Genomic DNA, 19090 nt, shown 5'->3' with positions numbered 1-19090 from the left:
AGGTTGCTCCATGCTAAGAAATGTTTTACCAAATTGGTTTTTCGGCGTATCTGCGACTTTGATACTGTTGTTGAACACGTTAGTGTGCGGCGTCGTGGTTTTTTTATTGGGTCTGGTCAAACTAATCCTGCCAATTCGGTTTGTCTCTGAATTACTTCATTTTGCTTATGGGGTTTGGTGCCAAGGGAATAAACTGGCTTTGGACGTTGGCTGTGAACAAATCAATATGCATGTACCGCAACAAGTAAAGCCACAAGGTTGGTATTTGTTGGTGGCAAATCATATTAGTTGGTTGGATATTGTGGTCCTTAGCGCGAACCGTGCTTTACCTGCCCCCAAATTCTTTCTAAAAGATGAGCTTAAATATGTGCCTTTTATTGGCACTGGTGCATGGGCGATGGGGATGCCGTTTATGAAACGAGCAAGCAAAGCTCAGGTGGCAAAAAATCCAAAGCTCAAGGGGCTTGATGTAGCGCGTACTAAACACAGTTGCCGTAACTTCCGTCAGCATCCAACCACTGTGATTAACTTTGCAGAGGGAACGAGGTTTACTAAGGCCAAACAGCACAAACAACAAAGTGGTTTTAAGCATTTACTAAAACCTAAGGCTGGTGGCACGGCGTTTGCGCTAGAAGTATTAGGTGAACAACTTGATGGCCTGTTGAATACCACCATCATGTATCAATCTGAAAATGAGCATATATGCCGCAGTTTTATGCTGGGGCAGCTGCACAGTGTCCATGTTGATATTTCATTGATAGACATCGCTTGTGTGCCACAAGGGGGTTATCAGCAAGACAAACAATACCGTATTCAGTTTCAGAATTATTTAAATGCACTTTGGCAAAATAAAGATACGCAGCTCAGTCACCTCTATTTACACTATGGAAAAAAGGGTGCTGTGATTAACGAGGAAGCGGCCCCATTATGACATTAGTTCATATTACCGACATATTAGACACTTGGTTTGAAAGCCTGCCGCAGGGCAGCTTGCTCAGTGCTGTAACTGCGAATTGTGTAGGGGTTGTCGCGTTATTGCTGCTTTATCTGTTCACGCGCAGATTGGTGTTTCCCAGTATTCAAAAAGGACTCACTAAAGTTTCTCCTACTCGTATTGGCTACTTATCTTCAGAGCTAAATAAAGTCACAGGCAGAATGGCGGCGATGCTTTGCTGCGTTGTTTTTATTGCTTTTTATGAAAAGGTGTTTGTGGCACCTGAGTGGTTAATGAGCGTTTTATTGGCTGTTGGGCAAATCGTATTAATCATTGTCACAGGCTTTTTATTTAGCGGCTTTGTGAATCTCGCTCATGCTATTTATAATCAACTAAGGTTCGCCAAAGACGTACCAATACAGGGAATTGTGCAGGTTACCAAGCTGATGACCTTTATGGTTTGTAGCATTCTCATCATTAGTTTAATTCTAGATAAGTCACCCACCTATATCTTGTCTGGTTTTGGTGCCATAGCTGCGGTTACTTTACTGGTGTTTAAAGATACTATACTGGGACTGGTGGCCAGCATTCAAATAGCAGCCAACCGTTTAGTCAAAACGGGTGATTGGATCCAAGTGGATGCATTCGGCGCGGATGGTGAGGTGATTGATCTTGGTTTGAATACGGTGCGGGTTAGGAACTGGGACAATACGGTGACGACTATCCCAACGTATATGTTGATCTCAGACTCGTTTAAGAACTGGCGTGCGATGCAGGAGTCTGCGGGACGTCGTATAAAGCGTGCAGTATTAATTGATATGCACAGTATCAAAGTGCTCGAGCCACAGGAAATAGACGCATTAAAGCATGAGTTTAGCCAACTAATCGACATCGAGGATTGGCCGGATAAGACCACAAACTTGGGACTGTTCCGTCGATATGCTGAGCTGTATTTAGGGCAACACCCAGGTATTAATAAAGAGTGTGTCATGATGGTGCGGGAACTGGCTCCCGCAAATTATGGTTTGCCCATCGAATTTTACTGTTTCAGCAGCAATAAAAAGTGGGTGGCCTATGAGCATTTACAAGCAGATATTCTCGATCACATGTTGGCGATTATGGGCACATTCCAGTTGCGCCCATACCAAAGTATTTCGGGGCAGTTAGTACAACAACACGCCAACGGTACTGAACAGCAGTAACATCATCCAAATCGGTGGCTTAAAAAGCTTAAATAGTGCGAAGCCACCTATAACTATTATCATGTGTGTAAGTGTGTATACAGCGGATTGCCAGATGGGGTTATAAAGTGCCGCTGCGAGCAAACCAACCACCGCTGCATTTAATGCGCACGTCACGCTGGCAAATCTGGGTAGGCTACTCAATGACTGCCAGTTGTTGTGGAACGCCCACATCAATAGTAAACCTGGTAAAAATATCGCAACGGTTGCTATCACCGCAAAGAGCCATATATGTTCGCTGGCAAGGGTTGCGCCTAGATAGGTGGCGATGCTGAACATAGGTCCAGGTACTGCTTGTGCTGCGGCATAGGCAGTTAGAAAGCTATTTTGATCCAATTCTGATACGGTGTTTTGTAACAGAGGTAATACGACGTGACCGCCGCCAAATACCAACGCACCTGCTTGATAAAATTGTGCAAATAGCTCATTAGGCAGACCAAAGAAAGTAATGATAAAAAGTAGACTAAATGCCGCGAGTACTGGGAAGTTGATGCCACCATTTATCGTGCTTGTATTATGTGTCGGTATGGGGGAGAAGCGGTATACACAGGCGACTAATGCTGCCAACGCTAATACCAGTAGTTGAGTGTGCAAACTGGGCAAAATTAATAACACCAAAGTGCTGATGAAAGCCACGAGTTTAAGGGGGCCAGTCTTACAAAAGCTTTTTGCCATAGACAAAACGGCATCAGCGACTATCACCACAGCAAAGAGCTTGAGACCATTCATCACACCTAAAAGTGAGTTATCTAGTTGCGAAGCGGTCATCGCCAGCAGCAGCATGATTAAAAAAGACGGCAAGGTAAAGCCCAAAAATGCAGCTACGCCGCCTAATATTCCAGCTCGTTCAAGGCCAATGGCAAAGCCAACCTGACTTGACCCTGGGCCCGGTAATATTTGCGATAAACTGATCATCGCCGCATAGCGCTCATTAGAAATCCAGCCTAAATTATCAACAAAGTGTTTTTTAAAAAAGCCTAAATGAGCCGCTGGACCGCCGAAGCTGGTACAGCCGAGTAGAAAAAATTGGTAAAAAATACTCAGTGCCATAGTTTTCCTTGTGATACAGTTAACATTACATGTTGACATAGTATTGTGACATTTTTATTGCGATTGGTCTGTGGCTTGGTTCTACCAAGGTTTAGATGCCATGTCTGTTATGCACAAGTTTAGGTCGAAGTTAGAGGTGTGAGAATTTGCGACACTTGATATTGGCTTTTTATTTTCTGAGTATGTGCGTGCTGAACAATGCGAGCGCGGAGCACCAGACTATTCATGTTGCAGTTGATCATGCACCCCCCTACAGCAAAGTAGGCAGTGATGGTGACTCCTCAGGTCTGATTTTAGACATTACCCGCGCCGCTGTTGCCGACAAATACCATATCCGCCCTGTTCCTTGTCCATTATCTAGGTGTTTGCGTATGCTAGAGCAGGGAGATGTTGACATCATGGGAGGTCTTCTTAAAACACCTCAGCGTGAAGCCAACATGGTTTTTATTGAGCCTCCCTACATGGCTTTATCATCTTCATTTGTTTTCTATACCAAAAAAGGTAGCAACATTACCGTTAATCAGTTTGAAGACTTGTACAATAAGCGTATTGCCGTGATGAGAGGCGCTGCATTTTTTGAGCGCTTTGATAAAGATTCAAAACTATCAAAAATCGAGGTGACATCAGAACAAGTTGCGTTTGACTTGGTACTCAAAGAGCGGGTGGATCTTGCCATTGCTGTTGAGGATACCGCTGAAGTCGCCATGAAAGTGCTCAAACAGCCTATTTCCCAGCTTGAAAAAATGAATTACCGTTATACTAATGTGATTTATGGATATATGGTGACCAGTAAAGAGTTTGCTCAAAGTGACGCTGCACAGTATTTGCGCCGTGCGGTTATGGATATGGCAAAAAGCAAACAGTTAGACAAAATCATTGCCCCCTATGCATTGCCTCCAATACCAGAAAGCCTACTAAAATAATCTGCTAAAGTTAATCTTACATTCACTAAGCAATCGTTAGCCTAGGCGAAAAATCATTGGAGAAGATCATGACTTTGAGTAAACAAGGGCTCATTGCAGCAACCTTAAGTTTGGCGCTACTATCGGGTTGTGAGATGACAAATACAGGAAAAGGGGCAGCCATTGGTGCTGCTACGGGCGCTGTGTTAGGTAAAGCGACTGGTAACCACAAAGATAAACGTATTTTTATCGGCGCTGCCATTGGTGCGATTGCAGGGGCCGCGATCGGTGATTATATGGATAAGCAAGAAGCTGCGTTTCGTAAGGAGCTCGCGGGTTCTGGGGTAGAAGTGATCCGAGAGGGTGACAATATGAGGCTAGTGATGCCAAGTAATATTACCTTTGCATCGAACCAAGCAACTATTTCACCCAGTTTTTACAACACGCTAGACGCTATCACTAAGGTGATGAACAAATACGAAAAAACTTTCCTGAACATTGTTGGCCACACAGATAGCACAGGAACAAGTGAACTGAATCAGCGCTTGAGTGAACAGCGAGCGAACAGTGTGAAAAATTATTTATTAGGTCAGCAGGTACTTGCTGCAAGGCTTCACACCCAAGGCATGGGGGAGTCACAACCTATCGCGAGTAACGACACAGAACAAGGGCGTGCACAAAATCGCCGCGTAGAAATTCAAATTATTCCAAACAAAGCTTAAATCGTAATGCGGTGATAATATCACCGCATTGCTTCGCTTCGGATTGACAACTGAAATTGTGGCGATACACGCAGTTAAAAGGTGTTACAGATCTCCTCCGCCTTACAAGATATCACGCTGACATTTTGATAGCCCAAACGGGTAAGTTGCTCTGCTGCTAAGACTGCTCGACTTCCTGCTGCACAATGCACATAGATAGGTCGCTCGGCATTTTTTTCTATCTCAGGAAGTTTAAACTCAAGTAGCCCTCTTGGGATATTAACGGCTCCTGTTGCCGATTTTTGGCTGTATTCTTGTGGCTCTCTCACATCGATCAAAAGTCCACTATTGTGAGCTATTTCCGCTTTCGCTTGCTGTGCATCAATACAGCGTTGGGTAGGTTTTACAATCTTTAGTAGGTCTTGTACTGAAGTCAACATAGCTTATTCCTTTACACCGAGCTTTTTAAGTAGGGTGATCATGGGGCATGAATTTGTAAATGCCGATTGAATTAAATTAGCAGCGATAAACACACTAAACCATAGCCAATTTTGGTTCACATAGTGTGTTAGTGCCAATGATATTAAAAACATCATACCAGCGATTAACCGCAGCATTGGATTTAGTTTCATAACAGATCTCCAAATATATTAGTAACCACTAATATTAGACATTGCTAATGTATTTGTCTATACTTTGCCCACTCATAGTGAAGAACGGGGTAAATATGGACTTTGCAACGATGGCAGATAACGCTCAAAAGGCGGAAGCGTTGTTAAAAATGATGGCGAATAAAAACCGCCTAATGATTTTGTGTAGCTTAATGGAAGAAGAGCTCAGCGTCAGTGAACTCAATGAGACTGTGCCTCTTACGCAATCTGCTTTATCTCAGCACTTGGCAAGTCTACGTAAAGCTAATGTGGTGGCGACGCGTCGAGAAGGCCAGACTATCTACTACAAAGTGGTAGATGACAAAGTAAAAGCCATACTTCTTAAACTTTATCAATTATTTTGCGCTCCTTAGGAAAAAGTCACATGACACTTTTTGATAGAGTAATGACTACGAGTCTAGCGGGAAGGCTTCCAGTGTTTATTCTTTTCATGGCTTTAGTTATGGGTCTGTTGGCTATGCAATTTACAGCCAGAGAAGAAGAGCCGCAGATAGTTGTGCCAATGCTGGATATTAGAGTCAATACACCCAATTTAAGTGGGCCTGAAGTCGCACGCTTGGTGACTGAACCGCTTGAAAAGTTGCTATTACAAATTCCTGGAGTGGAACATGTATATTCCACGACGGATACCGGTGGCACGGTTGCAACATTGCGCTTTCATGTAGGACAAAGTCGAGAGCAAGCCATTCTAAATACCTATACCAAGTTGTATGCCAACCAACATAATATGGCTCAAGTGGTGAAAGATTGGCAAATTCAACCCATTGAAGTGGATGATGTGCCGATCATGATGTTGGGTTTGTATAGTCAATCGACCGAGCGCTATAGTGACTTCGAATTAACTCGCTTTGCTCAAGAGCTTTCAACTCAGTTACAAACACTACCCAACACAAGTGAAGTGAAAGTGATTACTGGGCGAAAGCGACAAGTGCAAGTACAACTGGATGCGACAGCACTTGCGGCCCACCAGACTACACCTTTAGACGTATTAATGGCGCTGCAAGTCAGTAACCAGTTACAGCAAATAGGTTCATTGCTAAATGGTCAGCAACTGATCGCCTTACAGTCAGGGGATGTATTGCGCAGTGCGGAGCAGGTATCACAACTGACGGTCAACGTACTTAATGGCCAACAAGTATTACTAAAAGATGTGGCGAAGGTAATGGATGGGCCCAGTGAACCTCATGCTTATCAATGGTTAGCAATTGATGAGAAGAATCAAAACTTGCCTTTAGTAACGCTCAGTATTGCTAAGCAACGAGGTAGTAATGCCGTTGTGGTCGCCGAACAGAGTTTGGCACTGATAGAGACCTTAAAAGCACAGTTGTTACCCTCAGATATAGATGTAAAAGTATTGAGAAATTATGGGGATACGGCAAATGAAAAGGTAAATGATCTGATCGCGAGCCTGAGTTTTGCAGTGTTAACAGTGGTTATTTTTGTTGGTGTATTTTTGGGGTGGCGGCCTGCGATTGTGGTTGGCCTTGCGGTGCCCATTTGCTACGGGATCACACTGGCACTGGATTTCTCCTTTGGTTATACCATCAACAGAGTGACTTTGTTTGCTTTGATTCTATCGCTGGGCTTGCTGGTGGATGACCCTATTACTGGGGTCGAAAATATTAGTCGCTTCTTGTCGGTACGAAAAAACTCATCACAAGCGCACACAGATCGACAAGTGACCGCTGCCATGTCGGAGGTAAAGGGGGCATTGCTTATGTCGACTCTGACTATCAGCGTAGCATTTTTACCACTTGCTTATATCACGGGCATGATGGGGCCTTACATGGCCCCAATGGCATTCAATGTACCTGTTAGTGTGATAGCGTCCACAGTGGTTGCATTCCTAGTAACTCCTTGGCTAGCAAAGAAGTTATTACATGGTCACCCGCTCAAAGAGTCGCAAGTCTCACAAAAAGCTTCTGGATACAGTCGAATATTAATGCCGATGTTCGTCAAGCCTTGGCGTGCAAAAGTGGTGTTATGGATCACGCTAGGGCTATTTGTGGTTAGTGTCAGTCTGCCCGTGTTCCGTGCAGTTCCCTTAAAGCTATTGCCCTTCGATAATAAAAATGAAATTCAGGTGTTAATTGAGTTGCCAGAGGGCAGCACTTTGGAGCAAACCGCAAAATTGACGCGCCAGGTGCAGCAAGCAGTTTGGCTGCAGCAGGAAGTATCTGCTATTGCCGCCTATGTTGGTAAACCATCGAGTATGGATTTTAATGGTATGGTACGAGGCTACTATCGTCGCCAAGCACCTCATTTAGCGGATTTAAGAGTACTGTTACTCGATAAAACGCAGCGCGCCCATCAGTCTCATGCTGTGGTGCTGCGTCTGCGCGAAGCACTAGAAGAGTTTAATCACAATGGTGTAAAAGTGAAAGTTGTTGAGGTGCCTCCTGGGCCTCCCGTGCTAAGCACACTGGTCGCTCAAGTTTATGCAGAGCCATTCGTATCAGCACAAACCCATCAGCAAGCGGCGAAAGCCCTTATGACAAGGTTATCCCGCGAAGCACATGTTGTTGAAGTGGATAGTTCAATGGCCGATTCCACTCAGCTTTCAAGGTTTATTGTCGATAAAGGCAAAGCGGCCTTATCTGGTGTTAGTACAGAAGATATAAACCAATCACTGCGTATTGCCAGCGAAGGTTTAAATGTTGGTTTATTGTACCTACCCCATGAGTCCGAACCCGTAGCTATTAATTTACGCTTACCCTATGAAGTAAGAAATAAGCAGTCTACTTTGGATGCGTTACAAGTTAGAGGGCAAAGGGCATTGAGCAAAGTGGGTGGTGAGTATGGCCTTGAAAGTGCCACTAGGCCCATGGTTGCTCTATCAGAGTTGGGGCACTGGCAAAACTTTGTGGCACCACAGCCGATCATTCGTAAAGATCTACAAAATGTGATTTATGTTACCGCTGAACTCAATGGTCGTACGCCAGCTGAAGTTATCGCTGATGTGGTCGCAGATGAAAATAGTGATGAGCGTGAGCAAACGCATTGGTCACAGCGAAGTTATCTGACCAGTGGCGCAGGCCTTGTGTGGCAGCTGCCCGAAGGTACATCGTATAGCTTTAGTGGCGAGGGAGAGTGGCGTATCACCGTTGATGTATTTCGCGATATGGGGATAGCATTCATGTTTGCCCTCGTCGCAATATTTGTCATTTTACGCTGGCAAACTGCATCCAACGCACTGGCTTTGATCATTATGTCTGCTATTCCGTTGACCATGATAGGCATCATGCCTGGGTTTTGGTTGCTGAATCAATTTGGTGAGCGAGAGATAGCAGGCGCGCCTGAACCCGTTTTATTTACTGCCACAGCGATGATTGGCATGATTGCACTGGCGGGTATAGTCGTTCGTAACTCACTCATCTTAGTCGAATTTATAAACCAAGCCCGCGCAAAAGGAATGGCGCTAAAACAAGCACTGATTCAAGCCGGTGAAGTACGCATGCGACCCGTGTTATTAACTGCAGGCACCACCTTGCTGGGGAATCTGGTTATTATTCTTGATCCTGTTTTCAGTGGATTAGCGTTGGCAATTATTTTTGGCATTATCGCATCAACCATTTTTTCTATGCTGGTCGTGCCGCTAGTTTATTTCTTGGTCTTTAAAAATACAGAAGGCGATAGTTATGTCATGGATAAGTAATAATGTTCACAAAGCGATACTGCCAATATCAGCGCTCATTGGACTGTTGGTTATCGTGGCATATATGGCGGGTATATTCGACAAAGTGGTTATGCCAGGCACCAAGCCTATGCCTCAAGCCTATCAGGGCGCTGAGTATGTAGTGGATGAGCGTGCGATTATCCACAATGAAATGGTAAATGCGAACATAACAGCAAAGGTAAATACGCTTGTAGCCAGTCGGTTGTTAGCGCAGCTGAAGAGCTTACATGTGCGAGCCGGGCAGAATGTCAATGCTGGAGAGTTATTAGCCACAATTGATGATGCGGATTTGAAAGCAAACGCATCGCGGGTCAGAGCACAACAAGACGCAGTTGGCGTTCAGTTGAAGCAAGCCAATAAGCAGTTAATGCGTAGTGAAACGCTTCAAAACCAAGGTTTAGTTGCTGAGAATGTAGTGGATGAGTGGCGTACTAAGGTCAATGAACTTAAAGCTCAGCAACTTGCGTTGGCACAGCAGTTAGAAGGCGCATTAGTGGCCTTGAGCGATACCCAAATTTTGGCTCCAATTGATGGCATCGTGGTGGAACGATTGCAAGAACCTGGTGCCATGTTGACACCAGGAACACCGATAGTTGCACTTTATAATCCTGCACAACTCCAAGTGACAGCTGCGGTACGTGAACAACTGGCCAGTCATTTGCAGTTGGGTGATAAATTGAAAATACACATACCGGCTAATGGCATGACGCAGTATGTTAGCGTCAGTGAAATTGTCCCCGTAGCCGATAGTAACGCTAGACGCTTTATGGTGAAGCTGGATATTGAGTTAGCAAAAAATGTGAAGCCAGGTATGTATGCGCAGCTTTTTATACCCACAAAACCACAGATGCATATTCTTATTCCTCGCGAGTTAGTAAAGCGATATGGGCAGCTCACTATGGTTGAGGTGGTAGAGCAGGGGCAGTTGCATCGACGTTTCGTACGCTTGGGGCAAGAGGTGGGTAATCAAGTTGAGGTGTTAACGGGATTAGCAGTGGGTGAGATACTGGCAGTACGCTAACCACCAGTATCATTAGAGCGAAAGCCTTTTACAGAAAGGTGGCAATTTCCTCGAATGGTTTTTTCACCAGTGCGTGCTCCGGGACAGTGGCATCTTCACTGGGGTAGCCCGCGATAAGCAGCATATAGGGGCGCTCGTTATCTTTATCACGACCGCAAATATCTGTTAGAAAGCTCATAGGTTTTGGTGTGTGGGTTAACGTTGCTAGCCCAGCATGGTGTAACGCTTGGATCAGGAAACCGGTCGCAATCCCGACGGATTCATGCACATAGTAGTTGGCATTCTTATCTTCGCTATGGATCCCGCCTTTCTTTTGACTAAATATCGCAATTAACCAAGGCGCGTGCTCTAGGTATGGTTTTTCAGCATCCGTGCCAAGTGGCTTCAGCGCATCAAGCCATTCATCACCTGCACGTCCTTGGTAAAAGGAGCGCTCTAAATCTTCCGCTGCGTCTCTAATTTTTTTTTTAACATCGGCACTGTGAATTGCTACAAAATGCCAAGGTTGATGGTTTGCACCACTAGGTGCACTGGCTGCCGCTTTTATACATGCAGCGATAACTTCTTCAGGAACAGGGCGATCGCTAAAGCTTCGAATAGTATGGCGTCGTTGGTACTCACTCAAATTTTCTTCTGCCCGTTTCAGCATATCTTGTTGAGAGTATTCAATAAAATCATTGAGAGGGACGCTTTTGTGATTCTGCATAGTGTTAGTCCATTGTTGTGTTCGATTGTTAGAGTTTGACTTGTTTATGTCAGCGCTGATCTCCATTACTTTCGATACTCTAGGCGAGCTGTCAGCACTTAAAATGGTATATACCGCTAAGCAGAGTATGACTGACATCTAAAGGCGTCAATACGAGAATTGTTATAACTAAGAACTCACTGATGATGTATGAGTTTTCTTCATGTTGACCACAGTCAAAACTATTAATGTTTACATTTTCAGTTGCTCATTATTGTGAAATTCACCATGTTGTGGAAGCTGCAAGAGGGGAGGCGTGCCAGTACATTAATGAAGTGTTTTATTAAACTTAATTTAACAAAGTGACATCCCGAGATATTTTATTTTGCGCCCACAATTGAAAGCGCATTGTTCTCAAGCTTTGCAATTCAAAAAATTGAAATAACTCGGCAATCTTGGGTACATGAAAAATTGTACTTTGGATTGATATTTCACTTTTGCTCGCCTAGCTTTTCAGTGTCGGAAAAATTGTACCGACCAAATCTGTAAGTGAGGAGGAACCTCACTCACATCAATATGTTACATACTAAAAAGGAAGATAGTCATGGAAATCATTACAGAAGTAGTCAATACATTAGGTAACTTTGATGTACAACTTTTTGATCCTCAAGCATTAGACCCCGTGTTTGTGATCCCGATCATTATTATCGTTTCAAACTAATTAACAACAGGGTTGCCCCAGCGCTAGTTGGGGCATACGAGCAATACGGTTAAGGATAACTAAATAGATAAGGACATCATCATGAACAATGACAATACATTTGAAAATTTGAATTCAATTCAAGCGGTACTTGATATGCTCGCGTTGCAATCAGAGCATACGTTTACAACAGATAAGAGCCGCTTGGTACTCAAGGACAGCCCATCGCATCGATTGGTGTTATATAAGGGCCCTAGCTGTTTTGGCGCTACGTTGTGTAATTCGGCCCCTCATTCGTTGTGTGTATTGCAAGGCGCATTGCGGATAAAGCAAGTCACGCTAGAAGAAAAGTTGATAAACAATGGTACGGCCAGCATATTTAGAGCCTGTGGCAGTGCAACGGTGAGTGATTTAAATCCCAGTGATTCGATACAGGTCGATTATTTACAAGCATTTGACTATCAAGCATCAAAAGATGCTTACTGGCTGGCTTTGTACGATAAAGACGTAATACACACGAAAAGTGTGAAGCTTTGTGCCGTAACCCTTGAGCCGATAATAACGTCTTTGCTTTACCAAAATCACGCACGTTTGTTCAACTTTATTGAAGTACTGGCCCGTTCAACCTGTGAAAAGAGTTTTCAAGCACTATTGATGCTATCTGCCAGTCATATTGATGAACTAGCTTGGCGGGCGATTGAAGGTATTTACCTAAGAGATAGATATAAAGCTTCTCAACTGGTTCGTGAATATCAAATATCCCATTGTTCTGAAGTTGTGCGTAATCGTGCAAGTGCGATGCTGCCTTCATTAGAGTTGATGGAGGCATAACAATGACATATTCGTTCAAATTCACCACAACTCACTCTATTTCTTTACAAGAGTTCATCGAAAATGTGGCGGCAAGTTATGATGGGCCTGAAAGCTTAACAGAGCATAACTTACACTACCTGGCAATGCAGTTACAGTTACTAGCCAATAATAAGTACTTTTTGAGTCGGATCATTAGTGAGCATGTTTTACAAAATGCCCTAAGTGTTGAAACTGGCAACGTGTATGGCAATGATTCCTTTGTGCTATATGTAAATCGTTCGCCATTTTTTCAAGTGAGGGTGTGCTTTTGGCACCCCGACGGAGAGCAAAAGCGACAGAATGACAAGATGAATGTCTACCAGTGCCTACATGACCATAACTTTGGCTTTCTTACTACGAATTACTACGGACCAGGCTATATTTCGCGTTTTTATCAGTATCAGTATTGTGATGAATTAGATGTAGACTGTGCTAGCACCTTAAAGTTTTGCGGTATGCATCAGTTAAGTAAGCACGAAGTCATCTTTTACGAACCCTCCAAAGATGCTCATCTACAGGTTGCGCCCAGTGCATTCAGTATTTCACTCAATTTAATGTTTGAAACTAACACTAATAAGCAGTTTATTTTTGACCCAAGTACTGGGCGTATCATTGATAAGGTTATCAGTAGTAGTGACAAAGCCCAGCAGTTTATCAAGGAGCTGAGTAATGCGACTTAAGCGTATATTGGTATTGATAGGATTGTTGTCTGTTGGCACTGGATGTAGTGTGGTAGGTAAAATAAGCGAGGCTACGTTGGAGGCGGGTACTATCGGTTGGCAGTTACAACCAGTGTCTGTCAGAACAAGTTATCCCGAGTTTATCCAAAAAGTCTATTTTACAGCTGAGCTGTTTACCTCTGAGACCACTGATTGGGAGATTTACCTAGTGACTAAAGAGCCACTTCCCGGCCAATCTGACAATGCCTACATTGAGCTGTCTTACCAAAAAGGAGACGAAATGGTGGCGGGACAGTTTCCACTCACCTTAGTCTCTCAACATTTAGAAGACTCAACAACGGCCTATCGATATAAATATAAGCTGGACAAGCAAGCTCAGGCTTTCTTTAGTGAAGGTATGCAACAGCGCCTTTCACGCAGGGCAAAGACCATGCGCTTTAACTACCTTCAACCATTGTTTTATTCACAGGCGACACAGCAACAAATAACACAAATGGATGCCTATGTAGAATATGCTCTATTGCCTGACTATGGCCCTTTGAACTTAGGGGAGTTCATGAGAAAGCTGAGCTTTCTTGGTGATGATGACTGGGTAAATTTTTGTCTAGACCCTCATTATATCTACGATAAAGCATCAGCTTGCGGAGAGGTGTCTATCAATGAGCAAACGGGTTTATCTAACTCTTTATAAAATAATATGTTATATAAATTACCGTGATAGTCTCTATTACAGCTTTGTTAGCTTGTTTGGAATTAATTCACTTTGAATTGGCTTATTATATAGCAGTGAAGTTTAATGACGTTGTATAAGCTAGGCGGAGAATGTATGTATAAGCATCAATGGGTCAATGGCACTGAAGCCAATTTACCTGCTGGAAAAGTGGTGTGTGTGGGTCGCAATTATGTAGCGCATGCAAAAGAGCTCAACAACCCAGTCCCAAGTGTTCCGTTGCTCTTTATTAAACCTATGACTGCTTATCAGCATTTTGCGGGTGATATTGTTCTAGATGCTGCTTTGGGAGCACACCATTATGAAGCAGAAATCGCTTTGTTGATTGGTAAGCAGCTTGATAAGCATAGCACATCGGTGCTCGACGCTGTTGTAGGGGTGGGGTTGGCACTGGATGTAACGCTGCGCGATGAACAAGATAAGTTGAAAAAGCTTGGCCAACCTTGGGAACGAGCCAAGGCATACGATGGTAGTTGCCCTATTACTGCATTTTCTCCCATCACATCTATCGAACAGCTAAAAAATAATGAAGTGCGATTTTGGCTCAATAATGAACTAAAACAGGTTGGCCATTCACAGCACATGATTTTTTCGTACGAAAAGCTGTTGTCGGATATTTGTCAATTTTGCACACTGTTGCCTGGAGATGTTATTTTAACTGGTACCCCAGAGGGGGTAGGCAAGCTTACAAATAATGCAGAAGTGCGTTTGCAACTGAATGAAGAAAAGCCTTTTACAGCGCTTGTAAGGATTCAGTAATCGCTGTTTCAGTGACGAGTTACCATAGGAAAATAAATGAAAATTAAACCACTGGGCACGCCGTTTTCAGCAACCGCGTGTAAAGTTTTGTTGTGCGGAGGCGGAGAGCTTGGCAAAGAAGTTGTTATTGAGTTCAAGCGTTTAGGTTGTGAGGTTGTGGTGTTAGACCGATATCAACATGCGCCCGCTATGCAGGTTGCAGATAGAAGTTATGTGCTGTCAATGCTCGATGGAGAACGCCTCGAAGCGATTATCAAACAGGAGCAACCAGACTATATCGTGCCTGAAATTGAAGCAATTGCTACAGATAAGTTAGTGACGCTAGAAGCAGAGGGCTTTACCGTCATCCCAAGTGCTAAAGCGGCACAATTGACGATGAACCGTGAGGGGATCAGGCGCTTAGCTGCCGAAGGGTTGAACCTTACTACCTCAAAATATCGCTTTGTTGACACGTTAGAAGACTTTAAACATGCTATCGGGAAAATCGGTATGCCCTGCGTGGTCAAGCCGATAATGAGCTCATCTGGTAAAGGGCAAAGTGTGGTGAAGTCTTCCCAAGATATCGAGTCTGCTTGGTTGTATGCACAAGAAGGCGGACGCGCCGGTCAAGGCAGGGTGATAGTAGAGGGTTTTGTCGATTTTGATTATGAGATTACTTTGTTGACCATACGACACATCAATGGCACAAGCTTTTGTGAACCGATAGGCCACAGGCAGGAAAACGGTGATTATCAACAAAGCTGGCAACCTCAACAGATGAGTGAGTTGGCCTTAGCTCGCAGCCAAGAAATCGCTCATAAAGTGACAGAAGCACTCGGTGGCCGTGGTTTATTTGGTGTGGAACTTTTTGTGAAAGGTGATGACGTCTATTTTAGTGAGGTTTCGCCAAGGCCGCATGATACCGGTATGGTGACCTTGATATCTCAAGATCTTAGTGAGTTTGCGTTACACGTGAGGGCCATTCTTGGACTGCCTATTCCAAATATCCACTTTCATGGCCCATCGGCATCAAGTGTGGTGTTAGTCACAGGTGAATCGAAGCAAGTTCAATATAGTAATTTGGTTGAGGCTTTGAGCCAACCCGATACAGATATACGCCTATTTGGTAAACCTGAGGTAGTGGGGACGCGCCGTATGGGGGTGGCCTTAGCTCGTGCAGACACCTTAGAAATGGCAGTTAACAAGGCGGTACAGGTCTCAGATGCAGTGGGTATCTCACTATGACTAAAAACGCACAGCAACGGGTCATAGCGCCATTAGTGCAGGGGTTTTGGCGATTACTGGATTGGCATTGGAGCGATCAACAGTGCTTAGGTTTTTTACAGCGCTGTATTGAGCTGGGAATTCGTGACACAGATCACGCAGATATCTATGGTCAATATGAGTGCGAGGCGGCTTTTGGCCAAGCACTGAAGTTGGCGCCTCATGTTCGTGAAGATATTAATATTATCACTAAGTGCGGCATTCGCCCGGCCCTAGCTAAGAAGGGGTTGGCGGGTAAGGCTAATCACTACGATTCGAGCAAAGCACATATTATTGCCTCAGCACAACAAAGCTTAAAAAACTTTAATACCGATAGGTTAGATGTGTTGCTTATCCATCGTCCAGATTATTTGATGTCGGCTGATGAAGTGGCGGAAGCTTTTATTACACTCAAACAGCAAGGGGATGTGCTGCACTTCGGGGTATCAAACTTCACGCCTTCGCAATTTGAGTTGCTACAATCTCGTTTGGACTTTCCTTTGATCACCAATCAAATTGAATGTTCGGCGTATGAAATGAAAGCACTGGATGATGGTACGTTAGAACAGTGTCAACAACACCGTGTACATCCAATGATTTGGTCGCCGTTGGCTGGTGGTAAGCTCTTTGATGAAGCAGACATCAAGGCCAAGCGTTTACGTACCGTGTTGGAAGAGATTGCTCGCGAAGTGTCTGCCAGCTCAATCGATCAAGTTGCCTATGCATGGTTAAATTGCTTACCTAGTCAACCGTCTGTGGTATTAGGCACTGGTAATATAGAGCGTGTTAAAACGTCGGTTGAGTCGCAAAGTATTCACTTGTCTCGTGAACAATGGTATCGAATTTGGCAGGGCTCTACCGGGCACAGTGTGCCATAAAGCGTGCGAGAAAAGGGCCTTTCGGCCCTTGGTTTGCAGCAAGTATATAAAAGCGGTTACAAATCGAAGTCAACACTGTATTGGACAAATGCTTTGACGCCGTCTTGTGAATCTAAATCAGTTTTTACTAAGCCTAGCGTGAATCCGGCTTTGCTTAGGCTTACTCCGTAATCCATGTAGCTGTCATCTTCACCCGTCCACTCCATAACAGTGTCGCCACTAGAGCGTGCAATATGTAATGCCAGTTCACTGTCGTTAAACACATTAAAGCTGGCGTTGAGTTCTAGGTATAGCATATCTTCTTCGGCGCTCGCATCGTTTTGCGCATGCGTCATGTAGCTTGCTTTTACACTGAGCCATTGCCAGCTCAATGAACCATAGATTTCACCAAAGTCACTGTCGCCTTCGGCATCAGGATACGCGTAATATATATAACCAACATCATAGCCTAGGCCTTGGGTCTCGCCACTAAAGCCTCCATAAATGTCTAACTCGTAACTGGTTTGATCGCCAAAATCTACGTTTGACATCCAAGTACCAGCATAGAAGCCACTTTCGTTACTGTAGTCTAACCCTCCTGAAACGGCTGCTCCGTCGTCAGTTTGGGTTACGCCACGCCAGTAATAATTGGAGCTGGCTGCGACGTTGGCGGTGACTGCAGCCTGTGAATTAAAAGAACTAATAGATAGAAGAGCTAAGACTAATAAAGGAGTTGTTTTATTCATTATGATGTTTCCTAAAAGCGCTGTGAGATATTATTAATATTAGCAACGCTCACGCCATTTTTTTGAGAAATTGCAAACTGGAAATATACCTTTGATTTTTATGGTTTTCCTTATTTAAATTAAGGTGAGAAGGAAACGCTTTTGTTGAAGTGATGCACTGGTATGGTGCGCTGAAGATGAAATTTGCACATGTACCTAGCAAAGACATGTGCAAGATTAAGGGCAAAGCGTTAACCGAAAATGGTGCGCATTAATGAAATAGTTTCATCTACACTGCGGCCTTTTTCTACCTCTGCTACGATAGAGTCACGTTTGGCACGAATATGCTCTGGAATTGATTCATCGCTAAGCGCTCTATCAACCAATACTTCTGCTGATTCCTTACCTCGGCGTGTGGCTTTTTTTCCTGAGGTACTTGAGGCGCGTACGGGTTTATTGAGTAATTTAAGGTAATTCGAATTTTCTGCTGTCTCTTTATCGGTATAATAAAACCAGCAAGGCAGTAATGCTTTGATTGCCGCTAGCTCATGCTCAAACTCATTTGCTGCACTTGGCATGGTAAACCAAGGCATGGCATGTATCGATAGTACGATATCTTGCCAATATCGTTCAAAATCACGGTTGCTCAGTTTGGTGATGCCTAACGCTGAGCATAAAGGATCTAACTTTGAGCTGGTGACTGGCGTGAATACATCAGGTCGGCGCATAGCGAGTAAGCGTGTTGCGGGCGCGAGCGTTGGCTTTTCGTCGCTGTCGTTAAATGCCATAAAATAGGCCACTACAAAACGCTGATAATCTTGTTCACTAACTTCACCTTCATGAGGTATATGTGCAAGTGCCTCATCGAATGCACCTGGTAAGTCAGCAAGTAGTTGATGAAAACCCTTCGCTGTTTTTGTTGAACTAAACCATTCCACATCAAAATTATAAACACTGGTATCCAGCGAAGTTGTATGTTTACCGCTAAAGGCTAGTCTGTCCTCAACAATCATTTCCTTCAATGGTGTTGAGCGTTTATCTGCCAAATAACGGATGAGCTTCATTTGTTCGTCAAGCGCCAGTAGTGCTTTGTGTTGTTCAATAAACGAAACGAGTACTGGCCAAGGGGTAATACGTAACGTTTTAAGTTGCAAAAAGCTAATCGCGTTGCTCAGTAAGTCTTGCAGCTTTTTAACAATGGGAAGCTGATGGTCATCCAGCAAATCGAAGTTTATGCGGTTTTTCGCTATATCTAACAATTCATAGCACCATAGCAAAAAGTCTTCTGGATGGTTGTCTACTTTCACCGCCATCAGGTTTAGACTGATCTCCGTCGCTTGCTTTAAAATATTTTGGTAAATCTGGCTTTCTTGTTCACCTAGAGCCATCTTTGACGGGGAAATGAGCAACTTCTTCATGCTAGTTTGGTTCTCCACACATTAGCTTAATAATTCATCATAAAAGTTTAGCCGTTGCCAGCTAAAATTGACAAGGGCGGGCGATCATACCTAAGAATCTTGAAGTTACAATCACAGTGATGGTATTTACTAGTTTTATGATGGGGTGCCTAGCAAGATCAAGGGGAGTTTTCTTGGAATTATCATAAATATGCATGAATTTAATGTTTGGCGGCGCTACTATAGTAGTACTAGCTTGAACTATGT

19 protein-coding genes are annotated in these 19090 nt (G+C 43.9%); 13 read left to right on the top strand and 6 right to left on the bottom strand.

Features of this window, described 5'->3' with window-relative positions; genetic code table 11:
* The first annotated feature begins 10 nt into the window (after window positions 1-10).
* Window positions 11-931 carry an acetyltransferase gene (locus L1070_RS18720; protein WP_237126687.1) on the top strand — a complete coding sequence of 307 codons (921 nt, stop codon included), beginning with the start codon at window positions 11-13 and terminating at the stop codon, window positions 929-931.
* Window positions 928-2136: a mechanosensitive ion channel family protein gene (locus L1070_RS18715; RefSeq protein WP_070986528.1), complete on the top strand. Its 1209-nt coding sequence runs from the start codon at window positions 928-930 to the stop codon at window positions 2134-2136. The genes L1070_RS18720 and L1070_RS18715 overlap by 4 nt, the downstream gene beginning before the upstream one ends.
* Here the strand turns inward: L1070_RS18715 and chrA are convergent.
* The gene (gene chrA, locus L1070_RS18710; protein WP_070986527.1) at window positions 2098-3225 is read right to left on the bottom strand and encodes a chromate efflux transporter; all 1128 of its coding nucleotides are present in this window, start codon (window positions 3223-3225) and stop codon (window positions 2098-2100) included. The two genes, L1070_RS18715 and chrA, sit on opposite strands and share 39 nt — an antisense overlap.
* A gap of 182 nt (window positions 3226-3407) precedes the next feature.
* On the opposite strand from chrA, the gene L1070_RS18705 reads away from it, so the two are divergent.
* Entirely contained in the window at window positions 3408-4148 is a 741-nt protein-coding gene (locus tag L1070_RS18705) for a transporter substrate-binding domain-containing protein (RefSeq protein ID WP_237126697.1), read from the top strand.
* A gap of 68 nt (window positions 4149-4216) precedes the next feature.
* Complete coding sequence (locus L1070_RS18700) at window positions 4217-4849, top strand: OmpA family protein (RefSeq protein ID WP_070986526.1); 633 nt, start codon at window positions 4217-4219, stop codon at window positions 4847-4849.
* Window positions 4850-4923: 74 nt separating this feature from the next.
* On the opposite strand, the gene L1070_RS18695 is transcribed toward L1070_RS18700, so the two are convergent.
* Both L1070_RS18695 and L1070_RS18690 read right to left on the bottom strand, forming a co-directional pair.
* The gene (locus tag L1070_RS18695) at window positions 4924-5268 is read right to left on the bottom strand and encodes a rhodanese-like domain-containing protein (RefSeq protein WP_237126686.1); all 345 of its coding nucleotides are present in this window, start codon (window positions 5266-5268) and stop codon (window positions 4924-4926) included.
* Between the two features lie 3 nt (window positions 5269-5271).
* Window positions 5272-5460, bottom strand: coding sequence for a DUF2892 domain-containing protein (locus L1070_RS18690; RefSeq protein WP_070986524.1), 189 nt, complete (start codon window positions 5458-5460; stop codon window positions 5272-5274).
* 95 nt (window positions 5461-5555) lie between these two features.
* On the opposite strand from L1070_RS18690, the gene L1070_RS18685 reads away from it, so the two are divergent.
* Genes L1070_RS18685 through L1070_RS18675 form a run of 3 tightly spaced genes read left to right on the top strand, consistent with a single transcriptional unit; the run spans window position 5556 to window position 10196 of the window.
* On the top strand, window positions 5556-5852 hold the full coding sequence (locus tag L1070_RS18685; RefSeq protein ID WP_070986523.1) for a metalloregulator ArsR/SmtB family transcription factor: 297 nt from the start codon (window positions 5556-5558) through the stop codon (window positions 5850-5852).
* 11 nt (window positions 5853-5863) lie between these two features.
* On the top strand, window positions 5864-9154 hold the full coding sequence (locus L1070_RS18680; protein WP_237126685.1) for an efflux RND transporter permease subunit: 3291 nt from the start codon (window positions 5864-5866) through the stop codon (window positions 9152-9154).
* The gene (locus L1070_RS18675; RefSeq protein ID WP_237126684.1) at window positions 9138-10196 is read left to right on the top strand and encodes an efflux RND transporter periplasmic adaptor subunit; all 1059 of its coding nucleotides are present in this window, start codon (window positions 9138-9140) and stop codon (window positions 10194-10196) included. The genes L1070_RS18680 and L1070_RS18675 overlap by 17 nt, the downstream gene beginning before the upstream one ends.
* A 28-nt stretch (window positions 10197-10224) precedes the next feature.
* Here the strand turns inward: L1070_RS18675 and L1070_RS18670 are convergent, their stop codons facing one another.
* On the bottom strand, window positions 10225-10902 hold the full coding sequence (locus L1070_RS18670) for a nitroreductase family protein (protein WP_237126696.1): 678 nt from the start codon (window positions 10900-10902) through the stop codon (window positions 10225-10227).
* Window positions 10903-11683: 781 nt separating this feature from the next.
* On the opposite strand from L1070_RS18670, the gene L1070_RS18665 reads away from it, so the two are divergent.
* The 6 genes from L1070_RS18665 to L1070_RS18640 all read left to right on the top strand — a co-directional run bounded on the left by L1070_RS18665 (window position 11684) and on the right by L1070_RS18640 (window position 16722).
* A complete protein-coding gene (locus L1070_RS18665; RefSeq protein WP_237126683.1) occupies window positions 11684-12412 on the top strand; it encodes a hypothetical protein in 729 nt (242 codons plus the stop codon).
* Between the two features lie 2 nt (window positions 12413-12414).
* Window positions 12415-13113 carry a hypothetical protein gene (locus L1070_RS18660; protein WP_237126682.1) on the top strand — a complete coding sequence of 233 codons (699 nt, stop codon included), beginning with the start codon at window positions 12415-12417 and terminating at the stop codon, window positions 13111-13113.
* Window positions 13103-13804 carry a hypothetical protein gene (locus L1070_RS18655; RefSeq protein WP_237126681.1) on the top strand — a complete coding sequence of 234 codons (702 nt, stop codon included), beginning with the start codon at window positions 13103-13105 and terminating at the stop codon, window positions 13802-13804. Before L1070_RS18660 ends, L1070_RS18655 begins: the two co-directional genes overlap by 11 nt.
* A 135-nt stretch (window positions 13805-13939) precedes the next feature.
* Window positions 13940-14602 carry a fumarylacetoacetate hydrolase family protein gene (locus L1070_RS18650; RefSeq protein ID WP_237126680.1) on the top strand — a complete coding sequence of 221 codons (663 nt, stop codon included), beginning with the start codon at window positions 13940-13942 and terminating at the stop codon, window positions 14600-14602.
* 36 nt (window positions 14603-14638) lie between these two features.
* Complete coding sequence (gene purT / locus L1070_RS18645; RefSeq protein WP_237126679.1) at window positions 14639-15826, top strand: formate-dependent phosphoribosylglycinamide formyltransferase; 1188 nt, start codon at window positions 14639-14641, stop codon at window positions 15824-15826.
* Window positions 15823-16722, top strand: coding sequence for an aldo/keto reductase (locus tag L1070_RS18640; protein ID WP_237126678.1), 900 nt, complete (start codon window positions 15823-15825; stop codon window positions 16720-16722). The genes purT and L1070_RS18640 overlap by 4 nt, the downstream gene beginning before the upstream one ends.
* Before the next feature lie 56 nt (window positions 16723-16778).
* On the opposite strand, the gene L1070_RS18635 is transcribed toward L1070_RS18640, so the two are convergent.
* Window positions 16779-17447, bottom strand: a complete 669-nt coding sequence (locus tag L1070_RS18635; RefSeq protein WP_237126677.1) for a TorF family putative porin — start codon at window positions 17445-17447, stop codon at window positions 16779-16781.
* A 230-nt stretch (window positions 17448-17677) separates the two neighbouring features.
* Complete coding sequence (locus L1070_RS18630) at window positions 17678-18844, bottom strand: hypothetical protein (RefSeq protein ID WP_070986513.1); 1167 nt, start codon at window positions 18842-18844, stop codon at window positions 17678-17680.
* Between the last annotated feature and the right edge of the window lie 246 nt (window positions 18845-19090).

The organism is Pseudoalteromonas sp. MMG022 (genome assembly GCF_021654245.1).
Classification (GTDB): domain Bacteria; phylum Pseudomonadota; class Gammaproteobacteria; order Enterobacterales; family Alteromonadaceae; genus Pseudoalteromonas; species Pseudoalteromonas amylolytica.
The sequence above is the reverse complement of the archived record's forward strand: the minus strand, read 5'-3'. Positions and strand labels throughout refer to the sequence as shown.

Excerpts from the sequence above, each read along its gene's own strand:
- purT (WP_237126679.1), top strand. The coding sequence starts at position 14,639 with ATGAAAATTAAACCACTGGGCACGCCGTTTTCAGCAACCGCGTGTAAA.
- L1070_RS18720 (WP_237126687.1), top strand. The coding sequence starts at position 11 with ATGCTAAGAAATGTTTTACCAAATTGGTTTTTCGGCGTATCTGCGACT.
- L1070_RS18680 (WP_237126685.1), top strand. The coding sequence starts at position 5,864 with ATGACACTTTTTGATAGAGTAATGACTACGAGTCTAGCGGGAAGGCTT.
- L1070_RS18690 (WP_070986524.1), bottom strand. The coding sequence starts at position 5,460 with ATGAAACTAAATCCAATGCTGCGGTTAATCGCTGGTATGATGTTTTTA.
- L1070_RS18655 (WP_237126681.1), top strand. The coding sequence starts at position 13,103 with ATGCGACTTAAGCGTATATTGGTATTGATAGGATTGTTGTCTGTTGGC.
- L1070_RS18675 (WP_237126684.1), top strand. The coding sequence starts at position 9,138 with ATGTCATGGATAAGTAATAATGTTCACAAAGCGATACTGCCAATATCA.
- L1070_RS18650 (WP_237126680.1), top strand. The coding sequence starts at position 13,940 with ATGTATAAGCATCAATGGGTCAATGGCACTGAAGCCAATTTACCTGCT.
- L1070_RS18670 (WP_237126696.1), bottom strand. The coding sequence starts at position 10,902 with ATGCAGAATCACAAAAGCGTCCCTCTCAATGATTTTATTGAATACTCT.
- L1070_RS18630 (WP_070986513.1), bottom strand. The coding sequence starts at position 18,844 with ATGAAGAAGTTGCTCATTTCCCCGTCAAAGATGGCTCTAGGTGAACAA.
- L1070_RS18640 (WP_237126678.1), top strand. The coding sequence starts at position 15,823 with ATGACTAAAAACGCACAGCAACGGGTCATAGCGCCATTAGTGCAGGGG.
- L1070_RS18695 (WP_237126686.1), bottom strand. The coding sequence starts at position 5,268 with ATGTTGACTTCAGTACAAGACCTACTAAAGATTGTAAAACCTACCCAA.
- L1070_RS18635 (WP_237126677.1), bottom strand. The coding sequence starts at position 17,447 with ATGAATAAAACAACTCCTTTATTAGTCTTAGCTCTTCTATCTATTAGT.
- L1070_RS18715 (WP_070986528.1), top strand. The coding sequence starts at position 928 with ATGACATTAGTTCATATTACCGACATATTAGACACTTGGTTTGAAAGC.
- L1070_RS18665 (WP_237126683.1), top strand. The coding sequence starts at position 11,684 with ATGAACAATGACAATACATTTGAAAATTTGAATTCAATTCAAGCGGTA.
- L1070_RS18700 (WP_070986526.1), top strand. The coding sequence starts at position 4,217 with ATGACTTTGAGTAAACAAGGGCTCATTGCAGCAACCTTAAGTTTGGCG.
- chrA (WP_070986527.1), bottom strand. The coding sequence starts at position 3,225 with ATGGCACTGAGTATTTTTTACCAATTTTTTCTACTCGGCTGTACCAGC.
- L1070_RS18660 (WP_237126682.1), top strand. The coding sequence starts at position 12,415 with ATGACATATTCGTTCAAATTCACCACAACTCACTCTATTTCTTTACAA.
- L1070_RS18685 (WP_070986523.1), top strand. The coding sequence starts at position 5,556 with ATGGACTTTGCAACGATGGCAGATAACGCTCAAAAGGCGGAAGCGTTG.
- L1070_RS18705 (WP_237126697.1), top strand. The coding sequence starts at position 3,408 with ATGTGCGTGCTGAACAATGCGAGCGCGGAGCACCAGACTATTCATGTT.